The sequence below is a fragment of the Streptomyces sp. NPDC005266 genome, assembly GCF_040607655.1.
In the GTDB taxonomy this organism is placed as follows: domain Bacteria; phylum Actinomycetota; class Actinomycetes; order Streptomycetales; family Streptomycetaceae; genus Streptomyces.
Genome location: NZ_JBEXHC010000007.1, coordinates 289,581 through 307,991, shown reverse-complemented (window position 1 = coordinate 307,991; position 18,411 = coordinate 289,581). Strand labels below are relative to the sequence as shown.

The following is an 18,411-nucleotide window of genomic DNA, read 5'->3' as shown; positions in this document are numbered from 1 at the left end:
CCCGGTGGGTTCGTCCGGCTCGCCGTCGAGCACCGCGGCCGGTTCGTCGAGGACCACATAGTCGTACTCCAGACCCTTGGCCAGCGTCGCCGGGACGGGGGTGAGCCGTGCGCCGGTGCTGGTCTCCTCGCCGGGGGACAGGCACCGATACCCCGTCAGGCAAGCAACTCTGGCAGCGGGGCGGCGTGCAGAACCGTCAGCCCTGACACGGCCCGGGTCAGGGCCACGTACAGACGGCGGAGCCCGGTGGGTTCGTCCGGCTCGCCGTCGAGCACCGCGGCCGGTTCGTCGAGGACCACATAGTCGTACTCCAGACCCTTGGCCAGCGTCGCCGGGACGAGGGTGAGCCGTGCGCCGGCGCTGGTCTCCTCGCCGGGGGACAGATATCCCAGGCCCGCCGCCTCAAGGGCCTGAGCCAGCGCCGGGACACGGGCGTCGGCCGCGATCAGCCCGATCGAGCCCTCGTGGGTGAGCGCCTGCCGGCATGCGGCGATGACGGCGGCGTCCAGCTCGGCCGCCGCCACGGCCCGTACGGAGAAGTCGCCCGCCGCCTCGCGGATGGAGGTGGCCTCCGACAGTCCGGGGGCGATGGCGGGCAGCAGCCGCGAGGCGTAGGCGATCACCTCGCGCGGCACCCGGAAGCCCTGGGTCAGCTCCTCGACGGCCGCCCCCTCCTTGCCCAGATGGGTCAGGGCCTCCTCCCAACTGGCCGTCGCCCACGGGGTGGTGCCCTGGGCGATGTCGCCGAGGATGGTCGCCGAGCCGGTGGTGCAGCGGCGGCCGACCGCGCGGTACTGCATGGGGGACAGGTCCTGCGCCTCGTCGAGGACCACATGGCCGAGCGAGTGCGTACGCTCCACGAGATCGGCCGCCTCGTCGATGAGGACCGTGTCCGCCGGGGACCACTTGGCGGACTTCACGCTGCGCGGCGGCTTCGGCCACAGCACGGCCTTCTGCTCGTCGGCGTCGAGGATGCCGTCGGCGTGCTCGGCGAGGAAGTCGGGTTCGGAGAGCAGCCGCAGGACGAGCTTCGCGGGGTCGACCGGCGGCCAGATGGCCTTGACCGCCGCCTTGACGGCCGGATTGCGCGCGACGGCGTCCTGCACCCGGTCGTCGGGGGCCTCGCCCGCCTGCTCCATCCGGACCAGCACGGCGTGGGCGATGCGCTGCGGCAGGGCGTCACGGGCGGCGCCGTAGCGGATGTCGCGGGTGAGCAACTCCTGGACGGTCTCCTCCAGTTCGTACGCCGGTACCCGCCAACGGCGCGAGCCGCGCACCACCACGCATGGCTCGGTCGGCAGGGTGACGTACGAGCGCAGGGCGCGGCGCAGCACCTCGGCCAACCGTGCGTCGCCCTTGATACGGGCGGTGTCGGCCGGGTCGGCGCCGCGCACCTCCACGCCCAGGGCCGGGCGCGCCACCAGGTCTTCGACGGTCGCCTGGGCGACCTGCAACTCGCCCAGGGCGGGGAGGACTTGCTCGATGTAGTGGAGGAAGGAGCGGTTCGGGCCGATGACGAGGGTGCCGGAGCGGGCGAGCCGCTCGCGGTGCGCATAGAGGAGATACGCGACGCGGTGCAGGCCGACCGCCGTCTTCCCGGTGCCCGGGGCGCCCTGGACGCAGACGGTGCCGCCGATTCCGGCGCGTACGATCTCGTCCTGCTCGGGCTGGATCGTCGCGACGATGTCCCGCATCGGGCCGACGCGCGGGCGCTCGATCTCGGACTGGAGCAGCTTGCTGGACCGTTCGGCCTCCGCCGGGTCACTGAGGTGCTCGTCCTCGTACGCGGTCAGCTCCCCACCCGTATAGCCGAACCGGCGGCGCAACGCGATGTCCATGGGCGCCTTCTTGGACGCCTGGTAGAAGGGCTGGGAGACGAGGGCGCGCCAGTCGATGACCATGGGATCGCCGTCGGCGTCGTGCACATGCCGCCGCCCGACATAGAACCGCTCGCCCTCGGCGCCCTCCGCCGTCTCCGCGCCCGGCGCGTGCAGATAATCGAGCCGGCCGAAGAAGAGCGGGGTGTGGGCGAGGTCGGCGAGGGCCTTGATCCGCTCGCTGACCTGGTGTTGGAGAGCTTCGGCGTTCACCCAGTTCGCGGTGACGTCCCGGAGGTCGAGGGCCTCGGCGTCGGCGCGCATGGCGCGCAGTGCCGAGCGGGACGCCGCGAGGTGGGCGCGCTCCCGCGCGAGGGGGTCTGGGTGGTCAGGGGCGTGCGAGGGCACGGCGTAGCCTCCGGCGGCGGGTACGAGAGAGGAAGGTGCTCTGGTGGAACCGTCCGGTTACCGTCCGGGCGGTGGCACTCCCCGTAGCGGGAGGCGGCAAGACGGGCGATTGTAGCCAGCGCGTCTCGCGGCCGCGAATGATTTATCCGGTCGCCGGTACCCGGGCCCCAGATGTCCCGGCCTCAGGACCTCAGACCAGGTACCCCGGCCTCGGGACCTCTCAGGTATCCCGGCCTCAGGCGAGCCCCAGGGCGCGGAAGGTCACGCGAGCCCCAGGGCGCGGAAGGTCACGCGCTGGTTGAACCACAGCATCACCGTCGCGCCGGCCATCGCCACGGCGAGCGCCAAGTGTCCGGCCGCCGAGGTGACCGGGGCGCCGATCACGGCGAGTACGAGGTGGACGCCGACGCGGAGGGCGATCAGGCCGAGGGCGATCTTGCGGGTGAGTACTGCTGACACCACACGATCCTTCCGGGCGGGGAGCCTCCGGGCAGAGCCGTCGATCAGCGGTGACCCCTTGACAGAAGTCATGGGTCACCGGCTCGCCCGGGTCACACCGGGTCACAACCGGTCACACCAGGTCACACGTCCTCGTCCGCCAGCAGCTCGGTCGCGTCCACGATCCGGTACGCGTACCCCTGCTCGGCCAGGAACCGCTGGCGGTGCGCGGCGAAGTCCTGGTCGATCGTGTCGCGGGCGACCACCGAATAGAAGAGCGCCGGGTGGCCGTCGGCCTTGGGGCGCAGCACCCGGCCGAGCCGCTGGGCCTCCTCCTGGCGGGAGCCGAAGGTGCCGGAGACCTGGATGGCGACGGTGGCCTCGGGGAGGTCGATGGAGAAGTTGGCGACCTTGGAGACGACGAGCACCGACAGCTCGCCCTGCCGGAAGGCGTCGAAGAGCTTCTCGCGCTGCGCGTTGGTGGTCTCGCCCTTGATGACGGGTGCGTCCAGATGTTCGCCCAGCTCGTCGAGCTGGTCGATGTACTGGCCGATCACCAGCGTCTGCTGCCCCCGGTGCCGGGCGACCAGCGCCTCGGTGACCCGCCGCTTGGAGGCGGTGGTGGCGCAGTAGCGGTACTTCTCCTCGGTCTCGGCGGTGGCGTACGCGAGCCGCTCGGTCTCCGTCAGATTGACGCGGACCTCGACACAGTCGGCGGGCGCGATATAGCCCTGCGCCTCGATCTCCTTCCACGGCGCGTCGAAGCGCTTGGGCCCGATGAGGGAGAAGACGTCCGACTCGCGGCCGTCCTCCCGGACGAGCGTCGCCGTGAGCCCGAGCCGCCGCCGGGCCTGCAGATCGGCGGTGAACTTGAAGACGGGCGCGGGCAGCAGATGCACCTCGTCGTAGACGATCAGGCCCCAGTCGCGGGAGTCGAAGAGCTCAAGATGCTGGTAGATGCCCTTCCGCTTGGTCGTCAGCACCTGGTAGGTGGCGATGGTGACCGGGCGGATCTCCTTGCGCGTACCGCTGTACTCGCCGATCTCGTCCTCAGTGAGCGAGGTGCGGCGCACCAGCTCGTGCTTCCACTGGCGGGCCGAGACGGTGTTGGTGACCAGGATCAGCGTCGTCGACTTGGCGGTGGCCATCGCACCCGCTCCGACCAGCGTCTTTCCGGCGCCGCAGGGAAGGACGACGACGCCGGAGCCGCCGTGCCAGAACCCCTCCACGGCCTGCTTCTGGTACGGCCGCAGCGCCCAGCCGTCCTCGCGCAGCTCGATGGGGTGCGCCTCGCCGTCCACGTAGCCGGCCAGGTCCTCGGCGGGCCAGCCGAGCTTGAGCAGTGTCTGCTTGATCTGGCCGCGCTCGGAGGGGTGGACGACGACCGTGTCCGGGTCGATCCGGGAGCCGACCAGCGGCTGGATGCGCTTCGACCGCAGGATCTCCTCGAGCACCGGGCGGTCGGTGGTCTCCAGCACCAGGCCGTGGGTGGGGTGCTTGAGCAGCCGCAGCCGTCCGTAGCGGGCCATCGTCTCGGCGACGTCGACCAGGAGGGCGTGCGGCACGGGGTAGCGGGAGTGCTCGACCAGGGCGTCGACGACCTGTTCGGCGTCGTGCCCGGCGGCGCGGGCGTTCCACAGCCCGAGCGGGGTCACCCGGTAGGTGTGGATGTGCTCGGGCGCGCGCTCCAGCTCGGCGAAGGGCGCGATGGCGCGACGGCAGGCGTCGGCCTGCTCGTGGTCCACCTCGAGCAGGAGCGTCTTGTCGCTTTGGACGATGAGGGGTCCATTCACGCGCCTGGGGTCCTTTCGTGCAGCCGGCCAAAGAACCAGTGTCCCCCATCGCGGAGGCGTAGCGGAGAGCCACAGGGATACTCCGGGCGGCGACGGGCAAGCGGGGGGCAAGAGCGCGCCGGGAGGGACGAGACAGCCGGGAGAGCGGCGGGAGGCAGGTTCCTGTGGTCAGTATCGCTGGGTGGGAGATCCGGCGGCAGCGCACGCGGGTACGCGATCAGATGCCGACGGACACGGAGACGGGCAAGAAGACGAAGACGGACAGGAGGACGACGGGTAGGACGAGGACAGCGGCGAAGAAGACTGCGTCCGCGAAGAACGAGCCGGGCCCGGCCGGGAAGACGAGTCCGGCCAAGAAGCCCGCGATGACGCGCGACACCACGGCGAAGACCGCGACCGGGAAGGCGGCGGCCGGGAAGGCGGCGAAGACCACGACCGGGAAGGCGGAGGCCGGGAAGACCATGACGGCGAAGACCGCGACGGCGAAGAAGCCCGGGACCGCCGAGGCGACGTCCGCCCCGGAGGCGCAGACGCCCCCGGCGACCGAGACGACGGCACCGCCCCTCCAGCGTGACTCGTTCCTCGCCCATGCGGCGCGGGGCCTGGTCATGCTGGTGGCGTTCGTGGCGATGGTCGGTTTCGCGGCGGCCCTCGCCAAGGCGACGCTCGTGCCGTCCCCGGGCTCCGCCGACCTGGTCCACACCAACTTCCGGCCGGGCGACTCGCTGCGGGAGTACGTCAACCAGCCCGCCTTCCGCGACACGGTGAAGCAGATCGGCGGGAATGTGCTGCTCGGCGCGCCCTTCGGGGTGCTCCTGCCGATGCTCATGCCGAAGGCGCGGGGCGCGGTGCGGGTGGTGCTGGTGACCGCGCTGGTGATGGTGGCGGTCGAGACGGTGCAGGGCATGATCGTCGAGGGCCGGGCCTTCGATGTCGACGACGTCCTCCTCAACACCTCGGGCGCGCTGCTGGGCTACGTCCTGATCGGCCGCCGCCTCGGCCGCGCCCTGCACCCCCGGCGCCGCCACTGGTGGCAGCGGCGGCCTGAGCCGGGTGCGTGATCAGGTGCGTGATCAGGTGCGTGATCAGGTGCGTGATCAGGTGCGTGATGCGTGACCGGGTGCCTGACCGGGTGCGTGACCAGGTGCGTGACCGGGTGCCTGTGACCGGGTGGGTGAGGGGACGGCTCAGACCGAGTCGTCCGCCAGCTCCGCCACGCCCGTGATGCGGTGCAGGGGATATGTACGGACCTCGTCGGCGGTGTGGTCGTACGCCGTGACGAAGCCGCCCTCGACGCGGACCGGGGCGATGACGCGCTGGCTGGCCGCGCCGTCGGCGTTGACGTAGCCGATCCAGACGGCGGAGCCGGTGAGGGCCGCGGCCTGCATGGTGGCGAGGGTGTCGGCGGAGGTGGTGCGGGGGAGCCGGGCGGCGGCGGTGGTGCCCGCGCCCGTCGCCGTACCCCCGCCGGCAGCGGCCGCCACCGGCTTGTGGGGCGCGGTCGCGGCGCGGTCGCCGGCGCGGATGGCGCGTACCGCCGCGCCCAGCAGTGTGTCGTCGGGCACCGGCGGGCCGTCCGGAACGGGGGCCGGCGGCGTACGTGGCGGGGTGCGCTGGGCCTCGGCGCGGGTGATCAGCACATCGCCCTCGGCGGATTCGGCCGCCGGCGCGTACCCCATCGCCCGCAATCCCTCCAGCAGTGCGTCCGGCGGTGCTTGGGCGGCCAGCACGGTGGGCGCGAGGCGGCGCAGCCGCAGTCCCGCGGAGCGGCGGTCGGCGAGGATCTCGGCGAGCAGGGCGTCGTCGTCGCAGCGCACATAGGCGGAGGCGGCGCCGATGCGCAGATGTCCGTGTTTCCGGGCCACGTCGTCGATGAGGTAGCTGAGTGGCTGGGGCACCGGGGTGCGGGAGTGGGCGGCCAGGAAGGTGTGCAGATCGTCGGCGGCCCGTCCGGCGTCGAGCGCACGGCGTACGGAGGCGGGGGTGAAGCGGTAGACGGTTGCACCGCCCTTGGACTCGACCTCGGCGAGGACGCCGAGCGTCTCGGCGAGCGGCCGTTCCAGGGGGCCGGGCGCGACGGCGGTGAGGTCGGCCTGGAGCAGGACGTGGTCGAGGGGCGCGGGCAGCAGCGGCGCGAGGAGCCGGGCGGCGGTGGCGGCGGTGGCGGTGGTGGCGGTGGTCGCGGCCTCGGCGCGGGTCGGCTGGGTGCGGGTGGGCTGGGTGCGGGTGGGCTGGGCGCGGGTGGGTTCGCCCGGGGCGGCGGCGATCAGCGCGCGGCCGTGGGCCGAGAGGGCGGCCCGGCCGGTGATCCCGAGCAGTTCGGCCTCGTTGAGCGTCCAGCGGGCCAGCCGCGAGCGGAGATCGGCGGGGGGAGCGGCCAAGGCGGCGGTCGCGGCGGTCGCGGCGGTGGCAGTGACGGAAGAGGCAGGAGTGGCAGTGGGGGCAGGGGATACCCCGGCCGCGCCGCCCCGGTGGCTCGTCGGCCGCTCCCAGCGCAGCCGGGCCATGAGCCCGTCGGGGTCGGGTGAGGCGCCCGGCGGGAGGGTGGCGAGGAGTTCGAGCACGCGGCGGCGGACCTCGGGGGCCGGGGAACGGTCCAGGTCCGGGCCGAGGGCGGCGAGGGTACGGCCCTTGGCGTCGCGGCCGCCGATCAGCCCCGCCGTACGGGTCGCGGCGAGCCAGGCGGTGACGAGCCGCGCCCAGCGCTCCTCGGCGGGCAGTCGCAGCCACTCGTCGTAGGCGGGGGTAGGGGCGTACCGTTCGTCGGTCTCGCCGTCGGAGGCCAGCAGCCCGGCCGCGTAGGCCAGCTCGATCCAGAAGGCGGCCACCGCTTCGGTGACATCGAGCGCCGCGGCGGTGCGCTTGAGGTCGCGGACGCTCACCCCGCCCGCGCGCAGCACCGTGGGCCCGCCGCTCTCCCACTGCCCCAGCAGCTCCTCGACGGTGGCCAGTGCCGTGAACGCCTGACCCGCGGCGGTGTTGTCCACAGCGTGTGGATTGTGCTCGGCGGCGGGCGACAGCGGCGGGGCCACCGGCTCGGGGGCGCGGTGGGCCCGGCCGCCGCGCAGATGCAGGGCCACCTCACGCGGCAGCACCACATTGCGCTGCCCGGAGGGCAGCAGCAGCCCACGGTCCAGCAGCCAGGCGACGGGCGGGGTGGGGGAGGCGACGGACGCCTCGCCGTACGGCGGCCCCCAGGTCAGCTTGGTCAGGACGGCCACCGCGCCCGCCGGTGCCCCGGTAAGCAGCGCCGCCATCCGCGCACGGTCGTTGAACAGGGCCGTGAGGGCGGCCACGGCCGTCACCGGGTCGTGCGTGGGCGGCAGCCCGGCCGCCTCCAGCAGCTCCTGCAGCCGGCCGGGCGACATCCCGGCCGTGGCCTCGTGGACGGTCGGCCCGAGGCCGGTCGGGGAGGGGGAGGTGGGCGAGGGGGCGAGCAGCTCACGGGCGGTGCGGACGAGGCGGAGCCGGTCGTCGCCGCCCCAGACGAGCGCCTGGTCGCGGAGGGCGGCCACGGCACGCGGCAGTTCGGCGGCGATCCGCGCGGCGGCGATCCGCGCGGCGGTGTGCCCGGCGGCGCGACGCTCTGCGGCGATCCGCTCGTCGGCCGTCTGCTCGGCGGCGATCCGCTCCTCGGCCGTCTGCTCTGCGGCGATCCACTCGTCGGCCGTCTGCTCTGCGGCGATCCGCTCCTCGGCCGGAAGGTCCTCGTCCCCGGTCATCAGGGCGCTCAACGTCTCGTACGGGCACGGGTCGGGCGCCACCGCCAGGGCCTCGGCGGTCTGCAGCGCGAACCGGTCGAGCCGCTCCACGGCCCGTACCACCGAGGCGCGGGTACCGGCCCGGGTGGCGAGCTGGGTGAGGTCGTTCGGTACGGGGGAGAGCAGGTCGGGGCGGGCGCGCAGCAGGGCGGCGAGGGCATCGTCGGGGCGGGTGCGCAGCTCCTCGGCGAGCGTGCGCGGCGCTCCGCGGCCGCTGCCCCCTTGGCCGGTCTCTGCAGGCACTCATGCCTCCTGATTCCGCGAGCTGCTCATCCGCCAGCCGCTCATTCGAACGCTGTCCCCGTGGCGGTTCCGTGCGGGCACGTGCGCCTCCCGACTCCGCCGCTGCTCATTCGATCCACAGTACCCGGGGGCGACGAACGCAGGTGATGCGGCGGGTTTCCGGTCCCTCGCGGTACGGTCGAAGCCGTCTGTACGCCGACCGTGCGCACTCTCAGGGGTCTTGGTGGGGATCGAGAGCGAAAAGCTCGTCTACGACTATCTGAGCCGCGTCGGTGACCTGGCTCAGCAGCAGGGTCTGTCGTCCGGCGACCGTATGCGGCTGGTCTCCGGGCTGCGCGCCGATATCGACCACCGGCGGGCGACCGGGGGCACGGACACCCCGGCCGGAGTGAAGCGGATCCTCGCCAAGCTGGGCTCGCCGGCCGAGGTGGTGGCCGCCGCGGGCGGCCGTCCGCCCGCGGCGGGGAACGGCGGTGAGCCGGGCGCGCACGGGTCCGAGCCGTCCCGGGGCGGTCCGGGCGGTTCGGGCGGTCCGGGCCGTTCCGGCGGGTCGGGCGGCGCGGCGCGGGCGGCCCGTGCCCGCGACAAGCTGGCCGGGCTCGCCGAACGCACCGGGCTCACCGGCAAGGTGCCCGCGCCCCGGGAGGGCAACGCGGCGGATGCGGGCAGCGGCGCCACGCCGTCCCTGATCAAGCCGGTGCCCGTCACACCCACCCCACCTCCACCGCGCTCGCCCGCCGCCTCGCCCCCGCATCTCGCGGGCGAGGACGAGCTGAGCCCGCGCGAGTCCAACCCGGACTGGTGGCATGTGGACCCGGGCCCGTTCGCCCAGACCGAGCAGCGCGATGCACAGTACGGCTTCGTCGAGGGGTTCGTCGGCGGGGTCGAGATCCCCGAACTGCTCGGCGGGGGCAAGACGGCCGAACAGGAGCGGCAGGAGCGGCAGGAACGGCGGGAAGCCGAGGAGCGGGCGGCCGCGGAGGCGGCGGAGGCCGAAGCCGCCGAGGCGGCGGACACCGGCGACGGCGCGGCGTCCGGCCGGGCGGGCAGGGCCGGTTGGGCGACCGGGCTGGGCCCGGTGCTGCTGCTGTCGATCGCGCTGCTGATCGCGGGCGCCGCGCTGGGCAACGTGATCCTGCTCGCCTTCGGCTGGGTGCTGGCGTACAGCACCCGCAAGCTGTCCCGCACCGAGGCGAAGTTCGCCGTGATGGGCATGCCCGGGCTGGTCGCGGCCGGCGGGATGGTGTGGCTGTGGGGCCGGGCCAACGGCAGGTGGGGCGACCCGATCCCGGACGACGGGATGAAGGACGCGCTGACGCAGACCTGGCCGGTCGTCGTACGGGCCGCCGCCGTCGCCTCGGTGCTGTTCCTGCTGTGGCGGGCGCGGCGCCGGGGCTGAACCGACGGGTGGACGGAGTGGTTCAGCGGGGGATGTCCGCCGGGCGCCCGCGTGTGACGATCGGGCCCGTCTTCATCGCGATCAGATGATCGGCGCAGCGGGCGCGGCCGCCCGGCGCGAGGCGGCGCCGGGCCACGGAGGCTCTGGGGCCGGTGGTCCCGGCGGCGGACATCGCTTCCGTTCGATCGTTTCATCGCACGTCAGGCGAGGCTAAGTGCATGCGGCGGGTCAAGGCACAATGGCGGGCATGGCTTCGCACTCCGCGACGGTCGGCTTCGACCTCGACATGACGCTCATCGACTCCCGGCCCGGCATCAAGGCGGCGTACGAAGCGCTCTCCGCCCGCACCGGCACCTTCGTGGACGCCGACTTGGCCGTCACCCGACTGGGGCCCCCGCTGGAGCAGGAGCTGGCGCATTGGTTCCCCGATGAGCGCATCGAGGAGATGGGTGAGCTCTACCGCGAGCTGTACCCGGAGTACGCGATCGCGCCCACCCCGGCCATGCCGGGCGCACGCGAGGCCATCGAGGCGGTGCGGCGGGCCGGCGGCCGCGCCATCGTCGTCACCGCCAAGCACGAGCCGAACGCCAAGCTGCATCTGAGCCATCTGAGCATCGAGCCGGACGCGGTCATCGGCTGGCTGTGGGCCGAGGCCAAGGCGGAGGCGCTGCGTGAGTACGGGGCGACGGTGTATGTCGGCGACCACACGGGTGATGTACGGGGCGCGCACACCGCGAACGTGCTCTCCGTGGCAGTCCCCACCGGGCCGTGCGGCGCGGAGGAGCTGCGCGCGGCCGGGGCCGATGTCGTCCTGGACGATCTGACGGCCTTCCCGGCGTGGCTGGAGGGGTACCGGGGTTAAACAGTCGGCTGATTCACGGCTGGGGTTACACAGGGCTGATTCACGGCTGGGGTTACACAGGGCTGATTCACCGCTGGGGTTGCACAGGGGGCTGATTCACCGCTGATTCACCTGCGCGGCGGCCTGGCGCCGCTGCGCCAGGATCGACCGCAGCAGCCCGGCGCCGGCCAGCGCGAAGCCGACGCCCATCAGCATGCAGACGAAGTACGCCGCCGACGGCAGCGGGTCCGCGCCCAGAAAGAGCGGGGCGACGGTGACAAGTGTGGCCACTGCCCCGATGGCGAAGACAATCGCACCGAATCGTACGAGCCGGTCGCCGGGAGCGGTTCCATCGTGCGGGGTTTCATTGCTCACCGCACCAGGGTAGATCGGTGCCAGAGCGCGGATACGAACCACCCGGAACCACCCGGGTACGTCTTGTCACCAGGCTCCGGACCATTAGCCTTGGTGGTGGCGGGTCTTACGACCCGCTGTAGTGCTATCCAGAGCAGTTTTTCCGTGTTTTCCGACGAGCGACGAGGACGAGGACAGACGTGCCTACCGGCAAGGTCAAGTGGTTCAACAGTGAGAAGGGCTTTGGCTTTCTCTCCCGCGATGACGGCGGCGACGTCTTCGTGCACTCGTCGGTGCTCCCGGAAGGCGTGGACGCGCTGAAGCCGGGGCAGCGCGTTGAATTCGGTGTTGTCGCGGGAAACCGCGGTGACCAGGCGCTTTCGGTGAGTCTTCTCGACCCTGCCCCGTCGGTGGCCGCCGCTCAGCGGCGTAAGCCGGACGAGCTCGCGTCGATCGTCCAGGACTTGACCACGCTGCTGGAGAACGTGACCCAGCAACTGGAGCGGGGGCGTTACCCCGACAAGGCACACGGCCACAAGATCGCGGGGATGCTGCGAGCGGTGGCGGATCAGCTCGACGTCTAGCCGCAATGCCGGATGCCGGTGACTTAATAGGGCTTGCGAGGCGCTGACCTGAAGCGATGCCCCCGATCGGCATGCCTTGGAAGCCTGCAAAGTCACCGGCATTGCGTCCTAGCCGGACGCCGGTCAGCCACTACCCGGCAGCCACTTACCCGGCCGCTACCGAGCCGCGAGGGAACCAGCGGAAATCAGACGAATTCCAGTGCGTCAGGGCCGAGGGGCGGCACCAGCCCCTCGGCCGCCGCGCGGGTCAGCAGCCCCCGCACCGCCGCGTAGCCGTCCTCGCCCAGCTCGGCGGTGAACTCGTTCACGTACAGCCCGATGTGCTGATCGGCGACGGCCGGGTCCATCTCCTGGGCGTGCTCCAGGACGTAGGCGCGCGACGCCTCCGGGTCGTCCCAGGCCATCCGCACCGACGTACGGGCGGCGTCGGCCACCGCCCGCAGTCGCTCCACGCCCAGTGAGCGCTTGGCGACGATCGCACCGAGCGGGATCGGCAGACCGGTGGTGAGCTCCCAGTGCTCGCCCATGTCAGCGAGGCGATGCAGCCCGTAATTCTGATAGGTGAACCGGGCCTCGTGAATGACGAGCCCGGCGTCGACCTTGCCGTCCCGCACCGCCGGCATGATCTCGTGGAACGGCAGCACCTGGATCTGTCCCACCCCGCCCGGCACCTCGGCGGCGGCCCACAGCCGGAAGAGCAGATACGCGGTCGAGTGCTCGCTCGGCACCGCGACGGTCTTCCCCGTCAGGTCCTTCGCCGCGCCGGGGCCCCTGGTGAGGACCAGCGGCCCGCAGCCGCGTCCGAGCGCCCCGCCGCAGGGCAGCAGCGCATAGTCGTCCAGCACCCACGGCAGCACGGCGTACGACACCTTCAGTACGTCGAACTCACCGCGCTCCGCCATCCCGTTGGTGATGTCGATGTCGGCGAAGGTGACATCGAGCGGGGGAGCGTCCGGGACTCGGCCGTGGGCCCAGGCGTGGAAGACGAACGTGTCGTTCGGGCACGGGGAGTACGCGATCTTCAGCGGGTCGGTCACTGCCGGGTTCCTTCCAGGTCCGAGTCCGGGCTCCCCGGCCCGGAGGGCTGCGTTCCGAGGGTGCCGGGCGTGCCGAGGGTGCCGGGCGTGCCGGGCGTGCCGAGGGTGCCGGGCGTGCCGGGCGTGCCGGGCGTGCCGGGCGTGCCCACGGTTCCGGGCGTGCCGGGCGTGCCGGGCGGGCCCAGGGTTCCGGTCGTGCCCAGCGTGCCGGGCATGCCCAGGGTTCCGGGCGTTCTCAGGGTGCCTGGCGTGCCGAGGACGGATGCGATCTTCCCGAACGCGCCCCCGAGGGCGTCGAGGGCCTCGCCGATCCGCCAGGCGGCGCGGTCGCGCGGCCCGACGGTGTTGGAGACCGCCCGTACCTCCAGCACGGGCACGGACTGCGCGGCGGCCGCCTCCGCCACCCCGAACCCCTCCATGGCCTCGGCCACGGCGCCCGGATGGCGGCCCAGCAGCTCGGCGGCCCGCCCGGCGCTCCCGGTCACGGTCGACACGGTGAGCACGGTGCCGCGTACGGCGCCCGTCGCCCCGGCGACGGCGGCGACGAGCGGGGCGGGCGGAAGGTGTTCGACGGTGCCGAAGCCCAACTCGGTGACGGCGGCGAAGCCGTCGGGGGTCTCGGCCCCGAGGTCGGCGGCGACGATGGCGTCCGCGACCACCACGGAGCCCAGCGGCGCGGCGCCGAAGCCGCCGCCGATACCGGCTGATACGGCCAGGTCGTACGGGTTCCGGGCGACGGCGGCGGTGGTCAGGGCGGCGGCGGTGCCGGCCGCCGCGGCAGCCGGGCCGACCCCGGCGGCCAAAACGTCGGCGGTGAGCGGCGGCCCGGCGGGCGGCACCGGGCTGAGCCGCAGGATCACCCCACCGGGCACGGGGAGTTCGGAGAGCTCGGGGGTCATTGCGCCGATGCCCCGCACCACGGCGTCCCGTTCCGCGGGGACGGCGGTGACGATCAGTACGCGCATCGGTGCCTCCCCGCTGTCACACCCTGACTCAGGAGTCCCTTTCGAGCTTGAAGCGCCAGATGCCCTTGATGCCCTGGCTGCCCTTGCCGAGCTCGGCGATCGTGATGGTGACGTTCTTCTGGAGCGTGGTCTGGCCCGTCTGCGGGTTCTGCTGGGCGAAGAGCTGCTCGCTGTCGAAGCTGCGGTACGTCTCCTTGCTCGCCTCGGCCATGACCGGGTTGTTGGCGATCAGGCCCCAGCTGGACTCGGCGATCTCGGGGTCCACCCCGATCCGCACCTTGTCCCCGGCGCCCACCTTGATCGTCTCTTCGGGCTTGGCGGACAGGCACTTCTTGAACTTCGCCGAGCTCAGATTCTTCCCGTCGCCGAAGCAGCCCTCGCTCGCCTCGGCCGTCACGGTGGTCGAACCGACCGTCACGGTCGCCAGCGGAGTCGGTTTGTCGCAGGCGGAGAGGGCGATGAGCCCGAGGGACACGGCACAGGCGGCGGTGGCGGCGCGGCGGCCCTTGCCCCTGGAAAACAACGCAGCGGTCATGCGGGCAGGCTATCTGGCCGTTGCTGCCAGCCCGCGCGGGGGTGCGGATAGCGCGGGTGCGGATACCCGCGCGCGGGTGCGGATAGCGGGTGCGGATAGCAGGCTCCCGGGCGCGGGAGCCGCCCGGTGGCCGGTGTCGACTGCGGCCCGGCCGGGGATACAGGCTCCCGCGCGCGGGAGCCGCTTCCTGGTTTCAGGACCGGCCCGCCGTATGACAGATGCAGGGTCCCGCACGCGGGAGCCGCCCCGGGGTCAGGCCGCTCGCGGGCGCGGTGCGCCGTGCCGGGACGCGCTCAGCAGGCCTCGTACGCTCAGCGCCGCGCCCAGCGCGATCATCCCGGCGGCGACGGCCATGCCCAGCACCCCGCTGAGCGGGAGCGCGATGCCGACGGCGCCGCCGACGACCCACGCCATCTGCAGTGTCGTCTCGGAGCGGGAGAACGCGGAGGTCCGTACCTCCTCCGGCACATCGCGCTGGATCAGCGCGTCCAGCGACAGCTTGCCCAGCGCCTGGGAGATGCCCGCCGTGGCGGCCACGGCGGCGAGCGTCACCGCGCCGTACAGGGCCGCCGATACGACGATCACACCGAGGGCCGAGGTGAGCACTACCGCGATGATCCGCTCCGGACCGCGCTCCCGCAGCCAGGCGCCGATCGCGGTGCCCAGCGCGTTGCCGCCGCCCGCGCACACCGCGACCAGACCGAGCGAGAACTCGGGGCTCAGCCCGCCCACCGGGTGGTCGCGGAGCAGAAAGGCAAGGAAGAGGGTGAGAAACCCGGACAGCGCCTTCAACGAGGCGCATGCCTGCAGGGCGTGCAGCACGGAGGGGCCGACCGTCCGGAGACCGGGCCCCCGGGACCGGCCGCCCAAGCGCGCCCGGAACCACCCCCCGGACCGCGCCCCCGACGCCTTGCTCCCGACCCTCGCCTTGGGCCTGCGGACGGTCACCGGCAGATGCGGATGGTGCTGGCCCGAGGTGAGCCGCGCCCTGGCCTCGCCCTTCGACGAGTCCACCTTGTGCGGGAGGGTGAACGACAGGAACGCGCCGCCCACGAAGATCACGAACGCCCCGTACAGCGGCCAGCTCGGACCGATCTGATGCAGCCCGGCCCCGAGCGGGGCCGCCACCCCGGTCGCGAGCAGCCCGGCCAGCGTCACCCGTGAGTTGGCCTTGACCAGTGAGAAGCGAGGCGGCAGCAGCCGCGGTACGACCGCGGATCTGACCACCCCGTACGCCTTGGACGCCACCAGCACGCCGAGCGCCGCCGGATAGAGCTCAAGACCGCCGCCCACCACCGCGTTCGCCATCGTCAGCGCCAGCAGCGCCCGGGTGAGCATCGCCCCCGCCATCGCCGCCCGGCGGCCGTGCGGAAGACGGTCCAGAAGCGGGCCGACGACAGGGGCGAGCAGGGCGAACGGGGCCATGGTGATGACCAGATACAGCGCGACCCGGCCCCGCGCCTGATCCGTCGGGACCGAGAAGAAGATCGTGGAGGCGAGGGCGACGGTGATCAGCATGTCGCCCGCGGAGTTCACGGCATGCAGCTCGATCAGCTTGCCGAGCCCGGACTCCCCGGCGCCATGGGCGTGCGTGGCCCGGCGGATGCCACGGCCGGTCGCGGTGAAGGGGAAATGCAGGGCGCGGCCCAGTCGGCGGCTCGACCGTTGGATCGAGCCGCTGCCGTGGAACCGGGTACTTGCCACCCGACCATGGTGCAGCCAAGGTGGCCACAACGTGAGACCTTCAACGGCTTTGCGGATTGGTTCGTCGCCGCGGGGGATCGACAACACGCCTCTGTCCAGCGGGAATGCGATTTTCCCCGGACGGACGCCGCGGGTGCGGGGTGAGATGGGGGTGGGGGCGGCGTGGCCGGACAAGGTAGCGTGCTTTACGCGCCACCGACGGTCGTTCCTGGCCACGAGCCGAGTAGCCATCCCGCAGAATGGGACGTACAAGGTGTGCCCGAGGCTGGAGCGGGCGCGGACGTCGACGCGGCCCCACGGTCCGCTCCGTCCGCAGTCCCGCCGCCCGGCCGTGCGGCTGGCGCACTCGTCAGACGGCTGCGACGGCGTGGAAGAGAGAATCGATCCTGTGAGTGCTGCGATGCGAAGCCGTACCCCCGACCGCCTGTGCGCCGAGGCGGTCGAATTCGCCCGTGAGGCAGCCGAGGAGGTCGCGCGGCCGGGTACGGTCGGCGAGCACGTGGGTGTTGTCGCCGAGGGTGACCGCGTCGTTACGCATCTCTTCGAATCCGCCGAGCCCGGCTATCACGGCTGGCGCTGGGCGGTCACCGTCACCCGCGCCTCCCGAGCGAAAATCGTCACCCTGGCCGAGACGGTGATGCTCCCCGGCCCCGACGCGATGCTCGCGCCCGAGTGGGTGCCGTGGAGCGAGCGGTTGCGCCCCGGCGACATGGGACCCGGCGATCTGCTCCCCACCGAGGCCGAGGATCTGCGTCTCGAACCGGGCTTCACGGGCGAGGACATCCCGCCGCCCAACTCCGTCGTCTCCGAGGAGATGCAGCAGCTCGCGGCCGTCGAGGAGGCCGATGTCACGGCCGGGCCGCCCTCCGCCCAGGAGGCCCCGCCCGTGACCGGCTCCATCGCGGCCCTCGCCGAGGAACTGGGCATGCGCCGCGCCCGCGTGCTGTCCCGCTACGGCCTGCACATCGCGGCCGACCGCTGGGACGAGGCGTACGGCGCCAAGGCCCCCATGGCCCAGGCGGCCCCCGGCACCTGCGCCACCTGCGGCTTTCTGCTGCCTCTCGGGGGCTCGCTGGGGCAGGCGTTCGGGGTGTGTGCCAATGAGTTCAGCCCGGCGGACGGCCGGGTGGTGTCCCTGTCGTACGGCTGTGGCGCCCACTCCGAGGCGGCCGTCATGCCGAAGCCGCCCCGCCCGGCCCCGCCCGTCGTCGACGAGACCATCGTCGAGCCGATGCCGCTCCACCCGGACCGCACCGGCGGCTCGGTGGAACCGGACGCTCCGGCGGAGGAGCTGGGCCACTCCTGAGACGGCGTGGGCCGCTGCGGCCTGGCGGCCGCGCCGGCCGGGTGCACCGGCCGTGCCGGCCGCGCCCGTCCTGGGCCGGCCCGGGTGCGTCGGCTGGGGTCGTCCCGCTGGGTCTGGGCCCGTTGCGTGCGCCCGTTCCCCGGTGGTGCCGGTTCCCCGTGGTGCCGGTTCCCCGGCGGTCCCGATTCCCGGCGGTGCCGGTTCGTCGGCGGTGCCGGTTCGTCGGCGGTGCCGGTTCCCCGGCGGTGCCGGTTCCCCGGCGGTGCCGGTTCCCCGGTGGTGCTCGTTCCCCGGTGGTGCTCGTTCCCCGGCGGTCCCGGTTCGTCGGCGGTGCTCGTTCCCCGGTGGTGCTCGTTCCCCGGCGGTCCCGGTTCCCCGGCGGGTGCCGGTTCCCCGGCGGTGCTCGTTCTCCGGGCGGTCCCCGTTCCCCGGCGGTCCCGGTTCGTCGGCGGTGCTCGTCCAGCCGCCCCGGCCCCGGTCTGTTGCCCGTGCTTGTCCCCGAGCCGCTGTGCTCCTCCCGACGAGGCTGAGCAGCACCGTGCCATGCGGATGGTGGACGGTGTCCCGCCAGGTCTCGTCGCTCACGATCAGCAGCCCCTCGTCCACCGCCGCCTCGCACACCTCGTGCAGCAGCTCGGGCGGGGCCACGCGCCGGGACATGGCGATTCCCAGAGCATGATGCGGTCTGCCCTGCTGTATCCGGTCCGTTGGCCGTGCCGGGCCGGGCAGCGGCCAGGCGTGAAGAAGGAGTACGTTCGGCGCTGGCAGGGACTACGCGTGAGCGATCGGGCTGGAGCGGTGGACAGACGCATACCGTGGGGCACTCGACGCCACGTGGAGCCGGAGCGCAGACCGTAAGACCCGCGAGACCCGCAGGAACCGCGAGACCCGCGAGACCCGCGAGACCCGCGAGACCCGCGAGACCCGCAGGAACCGCAGGAACCGCAGGAACCGCAAGACCCGCAAGACCCGCAGGAACCGCAAGACCCGCAGGAACCGCAGGAACCGCGAGACCCGCAGGAACCGCGAGACCCGCAGGAACCGCGAGACCCGCAGGAACCGCGAGACCCGCAGGAACCGCGAGACCCGCGTGAACCGCAAGACCCGCAGGACCCGCAGGACCCGCAGGACCCGCAGGACCCGCGAGAACCGCACAACAACTGCAATACCGACAACCGCAATACCCGCAAAGCCCGCAGGACCCCGACCAGGAACTCCGGAGGCAA

15 protein-coding genes and 2 pseudogenes are annotated in these 18,411 nt (G+C 73.0%); 5 read left to right on the top strand and 12 right to left on the bottom strand.

From position 1 onward, the window contains the following. Positions 1 to 155: 155 nt before the first annotated feature. From ABZU99_RS16995 to ABZU99_RS16980, 4 genes are all read right to left on the bottom strand, one after another. Positions 156 to 2,141 (bottom strand): AAA family ATPase, encoded by a 1,986-nt coding sequence (locus ABZU99_RS16995; RefSeq protein WP_356045851.1) that lies wholly within the window; start codon positions 2,139 to 2,141, stop codon positions 156 to 158. 345 nt (positions 2,142 to 2,486) lie between these two features. After that, positions 2,487 to 2,684 (bottom strand): hypothetical protein, encoded by a 198-nt coding sequence (locus ABZU99_RS16990; RefSeq protein ID WP_356045709.1) that lies wholly within the window; start codon positions 2,682 to 2,684, stop codon positions 2,487 to 2,489. 122 nt (positions 2,685 to 2,806) lie between these two features. After that, positions 2,807 to 4,456: a DNA repair helicase XPB gene (locus tag ABZU99_RS16985; RefSeq protein ID WP_355948837.1), complete on the bottom strand. Its 1,650-nt coding sequence runs from the start codon at positions 4,454 to 4,456 to the stop codon at positions 2,807 to 2,809. Positions 4,457 to 4,673: 217 nt separating this feature from the next. Next, entirely contained in the window at positions 4,674 to 4,919 is a 246-nt protein-coding gene (locus ABZU99_RS16980; protein ID WP_356045711.1) for a hypothetical protein, read from the bottom strand. On the opposite strand from ABZU99_RS16980, the gene ABZU99_RS16975 reads away from it, so the two are divergent. After that, complete coding sequence (locus ABZU99_RS16975) at positions 4,918 to 5,517, top strand: VanZ family protein (protein WP_356045713.1); 600 nt, start codon at positions 4,918 to 4,920, stop codon at positions 5,515 to 5,517. The genes ABZU99_RS16980 and ABZU99_RS16975 overlap by 2 nt on opposite strands. A gap of 126 nt (positions 5,518 to 5,643) precedes the next feature. Here ABZU99_RS16975 and ABZU99_RS16970 read toward each other — a convergent pair whose 3' ends face one another. Continuing rightward, entirely contained in the window at positions 5,644 to 8,460 is a 2,817-nt protein-coding gene (locus tag ABZU99_RS16970) for a helicase-associated domain-containing protein (protein WP_356045715.1), read from the bottom strand. A gap of 223 nt (positions 8,461 to 8,683) precedes the next feature. Between ABZU99_RS16970 and ABZU99_RS16965 the strand changes: the two genes are divergently transcribed. Continuing rightward, positions 8,684 to 9,859 carry a hypothetical protein gene (locus tag ABZU99_RS16965; RefSeq protein WP_356045717.1) on the top strand — a complete coding sequence of 392 codons (1,176 nt, stop codon included), beginning with the start codon at positions 8,684 to 8,686 and terminating at the stop codon, positions 9,857 to 9,859. Positions 9,860 to 10,097: 238 nt separating this feature from the next. Further along, the gene (locus tag ABZU99_RS16960; protein WP_356045719.1) at positions 10,098 to 10,721 is read left to right on the top strand and encodes an HAD family hydrolase; all 624 of its coding nucleotides are present in this window, start codon (positions 10,098 to 10,100) and stop codon (positions 10,719 to 10,721) included. 96 nt (positions 10,722 to 10,817) lie between these two features. Here ABZU99_RS16960 and ABZU99_RS16955 read toward each other — a convergent pair whose 3' ends face one another. Next, on the bottom strand, positions 10,818 to 11,075 hold the full coding sequence (locus ABZU99_RS16955; protein WP_355948822.1) for a hypothetical protein: 258 nt from the start codon (positions 11,073 to 11,075) through the stop codon (positions 10,818 to 10,820). Between the two features lie 179 nt (positions 11,076 to 11,254). Between ABZU99_RS16955 and ABZU99_RS16950 the strand changes: the two genes are divergently transcribed. Beyond that, positions 11,255 to 11,638: a cold-shock protein gene (locus ABZU99_RS16950; RefSeq protein ID WP_355948819.1), complete on the top strand. Its 384-nt coding sequence runs from the start codon at positions 11,255 to 11,257 to the stop codon at positions 11,636 to 11,638. Positions 11,639 to 11,823: 185 nt separating this feature from the next. On the opposite strand, the gene ABZU99_RS16945 is transcribed toward ABZU99_RS16950, so the two are convergent. The 4 genes and pseudogenes from ABZU99_RS16945 to ABZU99_RS16930 form a co-directional block, all read right to left on the bottom strand. Next, positions 11,824 to 12,675, bottom strand: coding sequence for a 1,4-dihydroxy-6-naphthoate synthase (locus ABZU99_RS16945; RefSeq protein WP_356045721.1), 852 nt, complete (start codon positions 12,673 to 12,675; stop codon positions 11,824 to 11,826). Between the two features lie 254 nt (positions 12,676 to 12,929). After that, positions 12,930 to 13,640: pseudogene (locus ABZU99_RS16940) on the bottom strand (futalosine hydrolase); the annotation flags it as partial. Between the two features lie 28 nt (positions 13,641 to 13,668). Continuing rightward, positions 13,669 to 14,175, bottom strand: a complete 507-nt coding sequence (locus ABZU99_RS16935) for a hypothetical protein (protein WP_356045723.1) — start codon at positions 14,173 to 14,175, stop codon at positions 13,669 to 13,671. A 252-nt stretch (positions 14,176 to 14,427) separates the two neighbouring features. Continuing rightward, entirely contained in the window at positions 14,428 to 15,879 is a 1,452-nt protein-coding gene (locus tag ABZU99_RS16930) for an MFS transporter (protein WP_355948812.1), read from the bottom strand. Positions 15,880 to 16,267: 388 nt separating this feature from the next. Here ABZU99_RS16930 and ABZU99_RS16925 point away from each other — a divergent pair, with 388 nt between their 5' ends. Then, complete coding sequence (locus tag ABZU99_RS16925; RefSeq protein ID WP_355948809.1) at positions 16,268 to 17,185, top strand: DUF3027 domain-containing protein; 918 nt, start codon at positions 16,268 to 16,270, stop codon at positions 17,183 to 17,185. A 525-nt stretch (positions 17,186 to 17,710) separates the two neighbouring features. Here ABZU99_RS16925 and ABZU99_RS16920 read toward each other — a convergent pair. Then, a pseudogene (locus ABZU99_RS16920) lies at positions 17,711 to 17,833 on the bottom strand (pyridoxal phosphate-dependent aminotransferase); the annotation flags it as partial. Between the two features lie 123 nt (positions 17,834 to 17,956). Then, on the bottom strand, positions 17,957 to 18,340 hold the full coding sequence (locus ABZU99_RS16915) for a hypothetical protein (RefSeq protein WP_356227864.1): 384 nt from the start codon (positions 18,338 to 18,340) through the stop codon (positions 17,957 to 17,959). Positions 18,341 to 18,411 lie beyond the last annotated feature (71 nt).

Bases quoted from the DNA above. Each gene is read 5' to 3' on its own strand.
- ABZU99_RS16980 (WP_356045711.1), bottom strand. From the start codon at position 4,919: ATGGTCTTCCCGGCCTCCGCCTTCCCGGTCGTGGTCTTCGCCGCCTTC.
- ABZU99_RS16975 (WP_356045713.1), top strand. From the start codon at position 4,918: ATGACGGCGAAGACCGCGACGGCGAAGAAGCCCGGGACCGCCGAGGCG.
- ABZU99_RS16960 (WP_356045719.1), top strand. From the start codon at position 10,098: ATGGCGGGCATGGCTTCGCACTCCGCGACGGTCGGCTTCGACCTCGAC.
- ABZU99_RS16995 (WP_356045851.1), bottom strand. From the start codon at position 2,141: ATGCGCGCCGACGCCGAGGCCCTCGACCTCCGGGACGTCACCGCGAAC.
- ABZU99_RS16935 (WP_356045723.1), bottom strand. From the start codon at position 14,175: ATGACCGCTGCGTTGTTTTCCAGGGGCAAGGGCCGCCGCGCCGCCACC.